This window comes from Marixanthomonas sp. SCSIO 43207, assembly GCF_019904255.1.
In the GTDB taxonomy this organism is placed as follows: Bacteria; Bacteroidota; Bacteroidia; order Flavobacteriales; family Flavobacteriaceae; genus Marixanthomonas.
Genome location: NZ_CP063203.1, coordinates 954,363 through 968,965 on the forward strand (window position 1 = coordinate 954,363; position 14,603 = coordinate 968,965).

Below are 14,603 nucleotides of genomic sequence, written 5' to 3' on the forward strand. Positions count from 1 at the left end.
TTTTACTATTTTTATATCTAACTGGTTCATACACAATGAGACGATTACTACTTTTTCTATTTTTAATGTTTACTACCATTGGTTTTTCTCAATGCGAAGTAAATCAATATATCCAAGACAATTATCTTGAAGATGCTTGGATTATGGTTTTCAGAGATTTTGTGGACAATCCAAACCATCCTGATTACGATGTTCCTATTTTAGATGCCAATAAAACCATTCCGTATTTAGGAAAACTTTCCGCAGTCTATGAACTTGCAGCAGACAATGAAACGGCAGATTCGTTATTTAATAAGCTTTCTATTCATGCAAATACACATTTTCCAAATATGGTTGTTTTTGAAGAAATTATAATAACTGTTCCCGAAAGCACCCCTTGGGTTATTGATTTTATAGATACTGGAGTATCAAATGTTCCTGAATTAGATATGCTCATAGAAGACTATCAATTTAATATTACCGACGTAGCAATTATTGATCCGCCTTTCCCACCTGAACCTGCGGTTTATGATATTACCATACACTCAGACATATCATTTTTAAACCCCTATGCACTATTAGATGAATTTGAAGCAATAACTGGTGTTGATTATGCTGAAGTAGGAACTGCTAAAACACCTTACAATTATACAGGCATACCTTTTGAAATTGATGGAGAAGAAGTGCGCTCTGGCAATATTTTTTTAAATGACGATACATTATTGTTTTCATTATATACTGGAGATTGTTGGTATGGCGGTTGTACTTCTGACAAAAATTGGGAAACCGTAATCTCTGAAGATTGTTCACAGGTAGATATACAATTAAACACCACAAACTTTAACCCTCTTTCATATTCAATCTATCCAAACCCAGCGACAGACTATTTATATCTAAAAGGTTTACCTTTAAATAAAGCTTCAATAAAAATATATTCTACTCAAGGGAGGGTGCTAAAACAATTTAAAAATACTCCTGAAAAAATAAATGTTTCAACCTTTGTTTCAGGAATGTATTTTATATCCATTGAAACAAAAGGCAAAGAACGATCTATCAAGAGATTCATAAAAAAGTAAGTCAAAACCTAAAAACCAAAAAAATGGGCATATTCGACAAAATTAAGGAAAAACTGAGTCACGAATTTATAGATATCATCGAGTGGCTGGATTATACAGATGATACCATCTGTCACCGTTTTGAACGGTATCAAAATGAAATAAAAAACAATGCAAAATTAATTGTACGAGAAGGGCAAACCGCTGTCTTTGTAAACGAAGGACAATTAGCAGATGTTTTTAAACCCGGCACGTACACCCTAAACACTCAAAACCTTCCTATTTTAACTACTTTAAAAGGATGGAAATACGGTTTTGACAGCCCTTTTAAAGCCGAAGTGTACTTTGTAAACACACATTTATTTACTGATGAAAAATGGGGTACCAAAAATCCAATTACTTTAAATAATGAACGATTTGGTTTGGTTGAAATAAGAGCTTTTGGCACATATGCTTTTAAAATAAATGACCCTGGAAAGTTTATAAAAGATATAGTTGGTACAGACAATAATTTTACCAATTTTGAAATCAACGAGCATTTAAAAAGCCTGATAGCAACACGGTTTACCGATACAGTTGGCGAAGCCAATTTGCCCATTGAATTATACGCCGCCAATACTACAGAACTTTCTGAAACATGCAAAGAGGTCATGCAGCCGGAATTTGACAGCGTAGGGATTGGGCTGGAAAAATTCTTTATTGAAAACGTGTCCATGCCAGAAGACTTAAAGAAAGAAATCTTTGAGTATAGCCGCATTGATAAATTAGATTTGGATAAGTTGACAAAATTCAAGACAGCAAAAGCAATTGAAACCGCTGCCGCAAATGAAGGCGGAACTGCCGGCGCCGGAATGGGAATGGGAATGGGCTTTGTACTAGCACAACAAATGGGTAATACCATGTCACCTCAAATGGGCGGTCAACAACACGTTCAACAAACTCAGCATCAAGCTGCATCTATGCCGCCACCTATGCCACAACCTGTTCAATATTATTATGCAGTTGATGGACAACAAAGAGGCCCCGTAGGTTTTGAACAATTACGCACGCTATTCGCAGGAAGGACCGTGAATAAAGATTCCCTTATTTGGAAACAAGGCATGCAAAACTGGACACCCTTACAAGAAATAGAAGAATTAAAAGTCTTTCTGGGCGGAAACACACCACCACCAATCCCAAGTTAATCTGTAATAATTAGTATAAAAACTGGCTCAAAAAGGTAATTCATAATTTTGAAATACCCTTTTGTTGCCTATAAACATGCAACAGCCTAAACAACAAAAAGCAGAATTAAAAAAATCCTGCGCCAATTGCGGAGCAGAACTACATTATGCGCCGGGAACAACAACACTAGAATGTGATTATTGCGGGTATACCCAAGAAATTAAATCTTCTGAAACCACTTTTGAAGAACTTGAGCTAAAACCATACCTTGAAAAATTGGGAAGTCAATCACATAGTGAAGAAATCACTATGTTGCAATGTAAAAGTTGTGGAGCAGAACAACACATTGAAGAAAACTACAAATCATTACACTGTGTATATTGTGGATCACCATTAATTATTGAAGACGCCAAAAAGGAATCTTGGATTTTACCTGGAGCGGTACTCCCGTTTCAAATAGATCAAAAAGAGGCGCACATCATATTTAAAAAATGGGTAAAAAAACTCTGGTTTGCCCCCAATGATTTAAAAAAAGCAGCAATTGACCCTCAAAACACAAAAGGGTTGTATTTACCATATTGGACCTTTGACGCACAGTTGTATGCAGATTATTCTGGACAACGAGGAGAGTATTATTATGTGACAAAAACAGTGGGAAGTGGTAAAAATAGACGTACTGTAAGAGAAAGACGTACGCGCTGGTATCCTGCTTCAGGTAGTGTCTCGGGCTTTGTAGATGATACTTTAATTAAGGCTTCAAACCAGCGAAAAGGCATGATTCCGAAGAAAATAGCACATTGGAATTTAAAAGCATTACAACCATTCAACAGTGGTTTTTTAGCAGGATTTGTAACCGAAAAGTATACCATTCCGCTCAAGGATGGTCACTTAGACGCTACTGAAGAAGCTGAGCAAATTGCCGATGTGTGGGTGCGCCGTGATATAGGAGGTGACACCCAACGCGTTTATTCACTTGCTATGAAACTAACCGAAGAAACCTTTAAGCACATTCTACTACCTGTGTATGTAAGTGCCTACTCTTACAAAGGAAAACGATATAATTTTTTTGTAAACGGTCAAACAGGAACGCTATCTGGAAAACGACCGTATTCGTTTTGGAAAATATTCTTTTTTATTCTCGCTATTATTTTGGTAATTGCAATAATAAGTGTAGTTTCTAATTTATGAAAACATATGTAATAGGAGATATACACGGAGGTTTGCGAGGATTAAAGCAAGTTTTTGAGCGCATGAGTTTAAAACCTGATGATCGTTTTATTTTTATTGGAGATTATGTAGATGGATGGAGCGAAAGTGCTCAAACCCTCTCTTTTTTAATCAATTTTTCTGAAACGTATACCTGTGTTTTTATTCGTGGAAATCATGACGAAATACTTTATAATTTTCTAAAAAAAGGAGATAAAAACCCAACTTGGTTACAACACGGTGGCGAATCTAGTAGGATAAGCTACGAGTCATTTTCAAAAGCAGAAATAGAAGCACACATTAATTTTTTAGAAAACTTACGTAATTTCTACATTGATGAAAAAAACAGGCTCTTTTTACATGCAGGTTTTACCAATCTTCACGGCCCTGAAAATGAATACTACCCAAATATGGTCTATTGGGATCGCACCCTTTGGGAAATGGTTTGTGCGCTTGACAAAACCATTGATAAAAACAATGATTTATACCCAAAAAGACTCAAATTATTTGATGAAATTTATATAGGCCACACGCCTGTAACCCGAATAGGATACTCAAAACCAACCCATTTTGCAAATGTTTGGAACGTGGATACAGGAGCTGCCTTTAAAGGAGCTGTTTCTGTGCTAGATGTTGACACAAAACACGTGTGGCAAAGCGACCCCGTGTGGAAATTATACCCAAATGAAACCGGTAGAAATTAAGATGCTTTTAGTATAGTTTCATTTCTAGGTTTGTATCTTTACAATTAATAAAATGATGTGCTGTTTTTTTCAGAAAAGAACAGTAAAAATCCCTGAATTATAAATTGCTATACCCAATGATTCTCAAAAATAAACGTCTCGAAGTTATGAAAACCGTTGAAAAATCGGTTGATGACTACGTAAAAAACTACCTAATTCCGGTTGAAGAAATTTGGCAGCCTACAGATTTATTGCCAAATCTTCAAAGTGATAATTATATGGAAGAATTAACTCAAATGAGAGAAGAGGCAAAAGAATTGCCGTACGATTTTTGGGTGGTTTTAGTTGGTGATATGGTTACTGAAGAAGCCTTACCAACATATGAATCTTGGTTAATGGATATGGAAGGTGTAGATCAACACGGAAGAGACGGGTGGTCAAAATGGATACGCCAATGGACGGGTGAAGAAAACCGCCATGGAGACACTTTAAACAAGTATTTATATCTCTGCGGGAGAGTAAATATGCGCGAAATTGAAATTACTACACATCACTTGATTAATGATGGCTTTGATATTGGTACTGGTCGTGACCCATACAAAAACTTTGTTTACACAAGCTTTCAAGAACTAGCAACCAATATTTCGCATAAACGCGTAGGACAACTAGCGAGAAAGAAAAACAATAAAATGTTGGCCAAGATGTGTAAGCTCATTTCTGGAGATGAAATGCGTCACCATTTAGCCTATAGAGAGTTTGTAAAAACAATCTTAGAATACGATCCTAGTGAAATGATACTTGCGTTTGAAGATATGATGAAGAAAAAAATTGTCATGCCTGCCCAGTTTTTACGTGAATCTGGAGAAGGACTGGCATCTGCCTTTGAAAACTTCTCAAACGCTGCACAGCGATTAGGTGTTTATACCACTTTTGATTACATAGACATTATGGAAAAGCTGAATAGTTATTGGGAGATTGATAAACTTAACTCCTTAACCGATGAAGCCGAAAGAGCACGGGATTATTTAATGAAATTACCTGATAGAATGCGACGTATTGCAAATCGTATAGCAGTGCCACAAGATCAAACTCAATTTAAATGGGTAGAAAATAATGGAATAGTTTAAACCGAGATTTAAAATTTTTATAAAACAAAAAGTCCGCTAGTACATGTAGCGGACTTTTTTATTATTAATACTAAACTGTTCATTTAATTAAAAAACATTTCAGGATTATAGTTTTATAAGTCAAACTTAATTCCTTGGGCCAATGGCAATTCAGTAGTATAATTGATAGTGTTGGTTTGTCTACGCATGTAAACTTTCCAAGCATCACTACCAGATTCTCTTCCGCCTCCGGTTTCTTTTTCACCACCAAAAGCACCGCCAATTTCGGCACCAGAAGTACCAATATTTACGTTTGCAATACCACAGTCTGAACCTTCAACTGAAAGGAAACGCTCTGCTTCTCTTAAGTTATTGGTCATAATTGCTGAAGAAAGCCCTTGACGAACACCGTTTTGTAATTCAAGTGCGTTACTTACATCACCTTTGTACTTCATAATATATAGTACTGGGGCAAATGTTTCGTGTTGTACAATTTCAAAGTGATTTTCAGCTTCAGCGATGGCTGGCTTTACATAGCAACCGCTTTCATATCCTTCACCTTCAAGAACACCACCTTCAACTAGTACTTTTCCTCCTTCTTCAACTACTTTTTCTAGCGCGTGTTGGTAATTTTTTACTGCATCTTTATCAATAAGGGGTCCTACGTGGTTATTTTCATCTAAAGGATTTCCAATTTTGATTTGCTTATACGCATCAACAATTGCATTTTTTACTTTATCATAAACATCTTCGTGAACAATTAAACGACGTGTTGATGTACAACGTTGACCACAAGTTCCCACTGCACCAAATACAGCTCCTATAACCGTGTTTTTAATATTGGCATCTGGAGTTACGATGATTGCATTGTTTCCGCCAAGTTCAAGTAACGTTTTTCCTAAACGGCCGGCAACTTCTTTGGCAACTATTTTACCCATACGTGTAGAACCTGTTGCAGAAATTAATGGAATGCGTTCATCTTTTGTCATCATTTCACCTACTGTGTAGTCTCCGGTAATTAGGCAAGAAATTCCTTCTGGAGCTCCATTTTCAGAAAACACACGTGCTGCAATATTTTGACAAGCTACAGATGTTAAAGGAGTTTTTTCAGAACCTTTCCAAATACACGCATCACCACAAACCCAAGCTAAAGCAGTGTTCCAGCTCCATACTGCAACCGGGAAGTTAAATGCTGAGATAATACCAACTACGCCTAGTGGGTGGTACTGCTCATACATTCTGTGACCTGGACGCTCACTATGCATTGTCAAACCGTGTAATTGTCTAGAAAGACCTACAGCAAAGTCACAGATGTCAATCATTTCTTGTACCTCACCAAGACCTTCTTGGTAACTTTTTCCCATTTCATATGAAACTAGTTTTCCTAGAGGCTCTTTTAAACGACGCAATTCATCATTAAATTTTCTTACAATTTCTCCGCGTTGTGGAGCAGGCATAGTTCGCCATTCTTTAAAAGCTTTTTCTGCTGTCGTAATTACTTTTTCGTAATCTTCTTTTGTAGTGGCAGAAACCTTACCTATTAATTTTCCATCAACAGGCGAGTAAGAGGCTATTTCTTCTCCGTTTGAAAACCAATTTTTACCGGTTGAGGTTCCGTTATTTGTTTCGTTTAATCCTAGTTCTTTCATTGCTTCTTCTATACCGAAGCTTGTGGCAACTGATGACATATTTTATACAATTTTTTTGTTTGCTAAATAATTGAACGCGAAGGTACGCAATCATTGTTAGAATTTGAAATTCATAGCATTGTATATGAAGCATTGTCTAAAACACTCTTTATTAACAACTTAATTTTTGTGTTAATCTGTGTTTGGTTTTAATCTGAAGTAAACCTTTCATCGGTCTCCATTACTGTACCACACTTGTCACAAGTGCGTAATTCTTTTGAGTTATAGAAATGCTTAAAATGTTTCAGAAAGTCTTTTTCAATATCTTCAAGTTCAAAATACACTTCATATAATTTGTTGTTGCAATTATCACAAAACCATAGAAGACCGTCTTTAACATTAAGCTCTTTTCTTTTGCGTTCAACAACCAAGCCTATCGAATTTTCATGTCTAACTGGAGAATGAGGGACATTTGCCGGGTGTAGGTACATATCACCGGGCCCGAGTTTCATCGTTTTCTTTTTCCCTTCATCTTGCACATGAACTTCAATAGTTCCTTCTAGTTGATAGAAAAGCTCTTCGGTTTCATTAAAATGATAATCTTTTCGGGCGTTGGGACCAGCTACAATCATAACTATATAGTCACCGGCGTCTTTATATAAGTTTTTATTGCCAACGGGAGGTTTTAATTGCTCACGGTTTTCTTCTACCCATTTTGTGAGATTGAAAGGTTCTTTTATAGCCATAGCCGTATTTTTAGTGTTTTTATAAAAATACGGCAAATGCTATTAAGAAAAAAGTGAGAATTATTTTTTGTAAAAAAGTTGGGTGAAGTAATATCTGCCATCTGGAGCTTGCATAACACCAAAACCTGAATGCGTGTAGTTGCCTTCAATATTTGCTCTGTGTCCAGGGCTATTTAACCAAGCATTTACTACTTCCTCTGCGGTTGGATAACCAAAGGCTACGTTTTCGCCAACAATTTTTGCTCCACGATCTTTAAGACCTTCTTTTCTTACTTCAAAGTAGTCGTGGTTTATTTCTTCAAGGTCAATCATGTAAAAAGTGTGGTCAACAGCATAGGCAGATGCATATTGTTGATCTTTTTGAAGGGCATTTAATCCTTGAGAAGTTCTGTGATCATTTACAAGATTTAAAATCTCGTTTGCCATTTCCCAATCGGTTTCATTGGCAAGGTTAAGGTCAATTACGTGATTTGTAGCGTTTTCTTCGGCTACTGGTTCTTGTTCTTTGCTACATGATGTCACAGTACAGATTAGTACCATGGCCAGTAGGCTAGTTTTTAGTAGATTCATAAGTACGGGGGCATCAAATTTGGGGCATGATGCTGAGTCAAATATAGAAAAAAACTTACAAAAAAATACAGTTAATCGATTTTTTGATGCATTTAATCGATGTTTAACAGTTTTTGGCCTTCTTTCGGTCTACGTAAAAAATATGCTCAAGTACCGATTTCAGTATATTTTACAGTATATTTATGTTTCTAGAATCTTAAAGAGTTATGAAACAAATTTTAACACTTTTAATCGTGTTTTTTGTGCTTTTCAGCTGCAAAAATGAAAATAATACGTCAGAAAATACTTACAAAGAACCTCTTGAGACTGAAAATACAGTCCCATCATTCGGAATTGTCATTCACGGAGGAGCAGGTACTATCTTGAAAGAAAACATGACAGATTCTTTAGAAAATGTATATAGAGCAAAGTTGGAAGAAGCAATAAAAGTAGGACACACTATTTTAAAAAATGGAGGTACCGCAATGGAAGCTGTTACCAAGACAATTAATATAATGGAAGATTCGCCATTATTCAATGCTGGTAAGGGAGCTGTTTTTACTCACGAAGAAACAAATGAGCTTGATGCTTCGGTTATGGATGGTGCAACACGTAATGCGGGTGCGATAGCAGGAGTTAAGCATATAAAAAACCCTATTAACTTGGCACATGCTGTTATGGAACATTCGCCTCACGTTTTATTAAGTGGAGAAGGAGCCGAGCGCTTTGCTAAAGAACAAGGGATTGAAACAGTTGACGCTTCATATTTTTACACCGAAAGTAGATTTAAAACATTACAACGTGTTAAGGAAAGAGAAGGTAGCAATACAACTAAAAAGGTATCTGTTGGCAAAGACCCATATATAAAAGATTCAAAATTTGGAACTGTAGGGTGTGTTGCTCTTGATAAAAATGGAGACCTAGCAGCCGGTACTTCAACTGGAGGAATGACCAACAAACGCTGGAATAGAATAGGAGACTCACCCATAATAGGTGCCGGAACCTATGCAAACAACGCTACTTGCGCCGTTTCTTCAACAGGTTGGGGAGAGTTTTTTATAAGAGGAATGGTAGCACATGATATTTCTGCTATGATGGAATATAAAGGAGTGAGTCTTCAAGAAGCTGCAAAAGAAGTTATTCAGAAAAAACTTCCCAATCTTGGAGGAGATGGAGGTATTATTGCTATTGATAAAAAAGGGAATGTTTCTATGGAGTTTAACACTCCAGGAATGTACCGCGCTCATATGGACTCTGAAGATAACTTGAAAATTGCTATGTATAAAGAATAATATGAAACCACCGTATTACGCAGTCATTTTTACAAGTAAACAAACTCAATATGTGAAGGGTTATTCTGAAATGGCTCAAATTATGAAGAGTCTTGCCAAAAAACAACCAGGCTTTATAGATATAGAAAGTTCTAGAAGTGAAATAGGAATTACCGTAAGTTATTGGGAAACTTTAGAAGCTATAAAAAACTGGAAAGAAAATCTTGACCACCAAACAGCTCAAAAATTAGGTAAAGAAAAATGGTACTCTTGGTACACAGTTCGAATTTGCAAAGTGGAAAAGGAATATAGTTTTCAATCTTCTTAAAAATCCCAAAACTCTCTTTTAAAAATATTTAAAATTCAGTTAACAAAAGTTTAGCATTAATTTAGTTCGGTAATTTCCGAACCAACACTATCTTTGCCCAAAATTTTTTCAATGCAAGAGATTTCAAAAGAAAAATGCAAGTTAGTAGAAGAGCTTGGGCTAAATGTTGAAGAGAAACACAATCTTCCACCATTGGCAGGCAGAATCTATGCATTTATGATTCTTTCAAATGTTGAAGGTCACACATTTGAAGACATTATAGAGATAACTTGCGCCAGCAAAAGTTCGGTGTCAACCAATCTTAACTTATTGGTTCAATTAAAATTTATCGAATATTTCACCAAAACAGGAGATAGGAAAAGATACTTCCGAATAACAAAAAATTATTTACGAATTACCTTAGAAGAGTATCATCGAGAGATTGATAAGGAACTTACTTTGGTTAAGAAAGTAAATAAGTTTAATGAAGAAAACAATCCAGAAAAGTTTAAAAAGAATAAAAACTTGGGCATAATTTTTCAGGAATACCTAATTGCTCAAAAAGAAAACCTAGAATTAACCATAAAAAAAATGATCGAATTTAAAGAAACCCTAGATCAATAATTAACAAATAAAGCTATGAAAATAAACCAAATATTGACGCTTCTATTCTTTTCTACATTGCTATTAACTTCCTGTGGAAATGATAAAAAGCAACCCCAGGCTGCAGCACAAGGCCCTATGCCTTTTCCGGTACTAGAAGTGCCTACCAAAACTGTAACAGCCTATAAAAACTACCCTACCAGTATTGAAGGTGTTGTTAATAGTGAAGTGCGGCCAAAAGTTTCAGGATACATTACCCAAGTGCTTGTTGACGAAGGTGAAGCAGTAAAAAAAGGACAGCTTTTATTCAAACTAGAAACACAATCTTTAAATCAAGATGCCGCTGCTGCAAAAGCAAATGTTAATGCAGCACAAGTTGAAGTTGATAAGCTAAAACCTTTGGTAGAAAAAAACATTATTAGCAATGTGCAATTAGAAACTGCAAAGGCAAAATTGGCGCAAGCAAAAAGTAGTTACAATAGTATTGCAGCAAATATAGGCTATGCTAACGTTAAAAGCCCTGTTGATGGTGTTGTAGGATCAATTAATTTCAGAAAAGGAGCATTAGTAAGTGGCCAAGATCAAAGACCATTAACACGTGTGTCATCAATTGATGCTGTTTATGCGTATTTCTCAATGAATGAAAAAGACTTTTTAAGTTTTATTAATAATGCTGAAGGAACTTCTATAGAAGATAAAATTAAAAATCTTCCGAAGGTAAAGTTGGTGCTGGCCAATGGTCAAGAATATGAAAAAGAAGGAGTTATTGAAACTATTTCTGGAGAGATTGATCAACAAACAGGAACGGTAACATTTCGAGCAAAGTTTGACAATACCAGCGGTCTATTACGCAATGGAAGTAGCGGAACCATAAAAGTTCCTGAAGTGTATGAAAATGCATTGATAGTCCCTGCGCTATCAACTTATGAACAACAAGGAAAAACATTTGTTTACAAAGTAAATAATGATTCTTTAATTGCTTCGTCTATAAATATTCTTGCCGAAGTAGATAAAATATATGTAGTTAATGAAGGTGTAGAAAAAGGAACTGTCATTCTAGCCAAAGGAGCCAATAAGGTAAAACCAGGCACTAAGATTAAACCACAACCTACTACTATGGACAGTATTGTTAATTCATTCAACACTGTTTTTAAATAAAAAGCTATGCTAAAAACATTTATAGAACGTCCAGTACTTTCTACCGTAATATCTATAATTATCGTGATATTAGGTGTTCTTGGGCTCTCACAACTTCCGGTAACTCAATATCCAGATATTGCACCACCTACTGTACAAGTTAACGCTTCATATCCTGGAGCCAATGCCGAAACGATACTAGAAAGTGTAATTGTTCCTATTGAAGAACAAATTAATGGTGTTGAAGGGATGACCTACATAACATCAAGTGCTAGTAACAATGGTAGTGCAAGTATTTCAGTATTTTTTGAACAAGGATATGATCCAGATATTGCTGCGGTAAATGTTCAAAACCGGGTTTCTAGAGCTAATGCTGTTTTACCTGCTGAAGTAATTCGAGCAGGAGTTACCACTACCAAAAAGCAAAATTCGGCATTATTATATGCCGGTTTGTATTCAACCAATTCAGATTATGATGATACCTACATTCAAAACTATTTAAATATCAATGTTAAGCCAGAGCTGCAGCGTATTAATGGAGTGGGTGAAGTAAACGTTTTTGGTGGTAAAGATTATGCTATGCGCATATGGCTAGATCCCGCAAAAATGGCAAGTTATGGATTGGTACCTAGCGATGTAACCAATGCAATTGGCGAACAAAGTTTGGAGGCTGCTGCCGGGTCTTTAGGTCAAAATGCTGGAGAATCTTTTGAATATGTTTTGAAATATAAAGGACGTTATAAAACTGCCGAAGAATATCAAAACATCATTATAAAAGCAAAGGACAATGGAGAGCTGCTTCGGGTAAAAGATGTAGGAAAAGTAGAATTGGATGCTTTTTCATATTCATCATTGTCTCGTTCAAAAGGAAATCCTGCTATAAGTTTTGGTATTTTCCAAACACCAGGATCAAACGCTCAAGAAATTATTGAAAAGATTTATACAAAACTTGATGAGCTAAAAGAAGATTTTCCTGAAGGCGTAGATTATATTGTAAACTATGATACCAATAAGTTTTTGACAGCTTCTATAGGTAAAGTAAAAACCACATTAATTGAAGCCTTTTTGCTGGTATTTTTAGTTGTATTTATTTTCCTCCAAGATTTAAAATCCACCTTAATTCCGGCGATTGCGGTTCCGGTTTCTATTATAGGTACATTTTTCTTTTTAAATGTTTTAGGTTACTCAATTAACTTGCTTACACTATTTGCACTAGTTTTAGCCATTGGTATTGTTGTAGATGATGCCATTGTTGTGGTAGAGGCCGTGCACGCCAAGCTGGAAGAAGGAGCTGAAAGTGCCAAAAAGGCTTCAGTATCTGCGATGAATGAAATTTCAGGAGCCATTGTATCTATTACATTGGTGATGGCAGCTGTATTTATACCTATTACCTTTATTCAAGGACCTTCAGGGGTTTTTTATGAGCAATTTGGTGTTACTTTAATTGTTGCAATATTAATTTCGGCCTTAAATGCTTTAACCTTGAGTCCGGCTCTTTGTGCAGTTTTCTTAAAACCTCATTCTGAAAATGGTAAGAAGAAAAACCTTTTACAGCGTTTTTATACTGCATTTAATACTGCTTTTAAAGCCACTACTGAAAAATATACACGCTCATTAGGGTTTTTGGTTCGTCACAAATGGATAACCGCTTTGGTATTGGTTGTTGCGGCAGTAGCTATATTTTGGGCAGATAGTACAATTCCTAAAGGTTTTGTACCAACCGAAGATAGAGGTGTAATATTTGTAAATGCCGAATTACCACCAGGATCATCTTTAGATCGCTCTTATGAAGTTTCAGAAACACTATATGAGCAGATGCAAACTGTAAAAGGAATACGAACAGCAACTGTTATTGCTGGTAGAAACTTTTTCTCGGGTGCCGGTAGTTCAAATGCGATGGGCTTTATTATTCTTGATAATTGGGAAGATAGAGATTCTGAAGAAACTTCGGTTGAAGGAATAATTGCTCAGTTAAATAAAAAAGCAACAGCTATCAGTGATGCCAATATCATTTATTTTACGCCTCCAAGTGTACCAGGTTTTGGTAGTGCAGATGGGTTTGAAGTTCAATTAATTGACCGCGCATCCGGTGAGTTGAAAGCCTTGGATAATACAGCAAATCAATTTGTTGGAGGACTTTTTCAAAGACCCGAAATTGCCTTTGCATCTAATCCTTTCAGTACAAATTATCCACAACTTGAAATGGATATTAATGTAGCAAAAGCAAAAGAAGCAGGTGTAACGATTAGTGATATTTTAAGCACCTTACAAGGATATGTAGGCGGTATTTATACAGCAAACTTTAGTCGTTTTGGTAAACAGTTTAGGGTTTTTGTACAAGCCTTACCAGAAGATAGAATTGACAAGCAAAGCCTAAATAGTATGTTCTTAAAAACACCTAGTGGTGAGATGGCTCCAGTTTCTCAATTTGTTAGTTTGAATAGAATTTACGGTCCACAAACCGTTACCCGATTTAACTTATTCAATTCTGTGGCATTAAACGGTTCATCGGCTCCAGGTTACAGTTCTGGTGATGCAATTACTGCTATTGAAGAAGTAGCAGAACAAACGTTGCCTAATGAATATGATATTGCTTTCTCAGGATTAACGAGAGAAGAAATTGCTTCATCTGGTCAAGCAGGGATAATCTTTTTACTAAGTATTGTATTTGTTTATTTCTTATTGGCAGCACAATATGAAAGTTATTTGTTGCCGTTTTCGGTAATACTTTCTCTTCCTATTGGAGTTGCAGGAGCGTATTTCACTACCTGGATTGCCGGACTAGAAAACAACATCTATTTTCAAATAGCATTAATAATGCTTATGGGGTTATTAGCAAAAAACGCCATCTTAATTGTAGAATTTGCAATACAGCGTAGAAAAGACGGAATGTCACTTACTGAGTCTGCTATTGAAGGAGCTAGAGTTCGTTTAAGACCTATTTTAATGACATCTTTTGCCTTTATTTTGGGTCTTATGCCGCTAGTATTGGCTAGTGGAGTAGGAGCAGCCGGAAACCGTTCAATTGGTACCGGAGCAGCCGGGGGATTATTAATAGGTACTGTATTTGGTGTATTTATTATTCCTATACTATTTATTGTATTTCAATGGCTTCAAGAGAAAATAGGGAAAAAACCAGAGGCTGTAGAAGCTAACTAATTCTGAAAAA

Annotated in this window: 13 protein-coding genes; 10 read left to right on the forward strand and 3 right to left on the reverse strand. The window is 35.9% G+C overall.

What is annotated here, in order from left to right:
* Window positions 1-35 precede the first annotated feature (35 nt).
* The 5 genes from INR76_RS04380 to INR76_RS04400 all read left to right on the forward strand — a co-directional run bounded on the left by INR76_RS04380 (window position 36) and on the right by INR76_RS04400 (window position 5,214).
* Entirely contained in the window at window positions 36-1,055 is a 1,020-nt protein-coding gene (locus tag INR76_RS04380; RefSeq protein ID WP_223109442.1) for a T9SS type A sorting domain-containing protein, read from the forward strand.
* A gap of 23 nt (window positions 1,056-1,078) precedes the next feature.
* Complete coding sequence (locus tag INR76_RS04385) at window positions 1,079-2,218, forward strand: SPFH domain-containing protein (RefSeq protein WP_223109443.1); 1,140 nt, start codon at window positions 1,079-1,081, stop codon at window positions 2,216-2,218.
* Window positions 2,219-2,294: 76 nt separating this feature from the next.
* Complete coding sequence (locus tag INR76_RS04390; protein ID WP_223109444.1) at window positions 2,295-3,386, forward strand: DNA helicase PriA; 1,092 nt, start codon at window positions 2,295-2,297, stop codon at window positions 3,384-3,386.
* Window positions 3,383-4,108: a metallophosphoesterase family protein gene (locus INR76_RS04395; RefSeq protein WP_223109445.1), complete on the forward strand. Its 726-nt coding sequence runs from the start codon at window positions 3,383-3,385 to the stop codon at window positions 4,106-4,108. Before INR76_RS04390 ends, INR76_RS04395 begins: the two co-directional genes overlap by 4 nt.
* Window positions 4,109-4,224: 116 nt before the next feature.
* Window positions 4,225-5,214 carry an acyl-ACP desaturase gene (locus INR76_RS04400; RefSeq protein WP_223109446.1) on the forward strand — a complete coding sequence of 330 codons (990 nt, stop codon included), beginning with the start codon at window positions 4,225-4,227 and terminating at the stop codon, window positions 5,212-5,214.
* Window positions 5,215-5,327: 113 nt separating this feature from the next.
* On the opposite strand, the gene INR76_RS04405 is transcribed toward INR76_RS04400, so the two are convergent.
* The 3 genes from INR76_RS04405 to INR76_RS04415 all read right to left on the reverse strand — a co-directional run bounded on the left by INR76_RS04405 (window position 5,328) and on the right by INR76_RS04415 (window position 8,137).
* Window positions 5,328-6,881 carry an aldehyde dehydrogenase family protein gene (locus INR76_RS04405; protein ID WP_223109447.1) on the reverse strand — a complete coding sequence of 518 codons (1,554 nt, stop codon included), beginning with the start codon at window positions 6,879-6,881 and terminating at the stop codon, window positions 5,328-5,330.
* Window positions 6,882-7,030: 149 nt separating this feature from the next.
* Entirely contained in the window at window positions 7,031-7,567 is a 537-nt protein-coding gene (locus INR76_RS04410) for a 3-hydroxyanthranilate 3,4-dioxygenase (protein ID WP_223109448.1), read from the reverse strand.
* A 60-nt stretch (window positions 7,568-7,627) separates the two neighbouring features.
* Complete coding sequence (locus tag INR76_RS04415; protein WP_223109449.1) at window positions 7,628-8,137, reverse strand: CAP domain-containing protein; 510 nt, start codon at window positions 8,135-8,137, stop codon at window positions 7,628-7,630.
* 206 nt (window positions 8,138-8,343) lie between these two features.
* Between INR76_RS04415 and INR76_RS04420 the strand changes: the two genes are divergently transcribed.
* From INR76_RS04420 to INR76_RS04440, 5 genes are all read left to right on the forward strand, one after another.
* The gene (locus INR76_RS04420; protein ID WP_223109450.1) at window positions 8,344-9,408 is read left to right on the forward strand and encodes an isoaspartyl peptidase/L-asparaginase family protein; all 1,065 of its coding nucleotides are present in this window, start codon (window positions 8,344-8,346) and stop codon (window positions 9,406-9,408) included.
* Between the two features lies 1 nt (window position 9,409).
* Window positions 9,410-9,715 (forward strand): antibiotic biosynthesis monooxygenase, encoded by a 306-nt coding sequence (locus INR76_RS04425; RefSeq protein ID WP_223109451.1) that lies wholly within the window; start codon window positions 9,410-9,412, stop codon window positions 9,713-9,715.
* A 111-nt stretch (window positions 9,716-9,826) separates the two neighbouring features.
* Window positions 9,827-10,318, forward strand: coding sequence for a GbsR/MarR family transcriptional regulator (locus INR76_RS04430; protein WP_223109452.1), 492 nt, complete (start codon window positions 9,827-9,829; stop codon window positions 10,316-10,318).
* 15 nt (window positions 10,319-10,333) lie between these two features.
* Window positions 10,334-11,455, forward strand: a complete 1,122-nt coding sequence (locus tag INR76_RS04435; protein WP_223109453.1) for an efflux RND transporter periplasmic adaptor subunit — start codon at window positions 10,334-10,336, stop codon at window positions 11,453-11,455.
* A gap of 6 nt (window positions 11,456-11,461) precedes the next feature.
* Window positions 11,462-14,593 (forward strand): efflux RND transporter permease subunit, encoded by a 3,132-nt coding sequence (locus tag INR76_RS04440; protein WP_223109454.1) that lies wholly within the window; start codon window positions 11,462-11,464, stop codon window positions 14,591-14,593.
* Window positions 14,594-14,603: the final 10 nt, after the last annotated feature.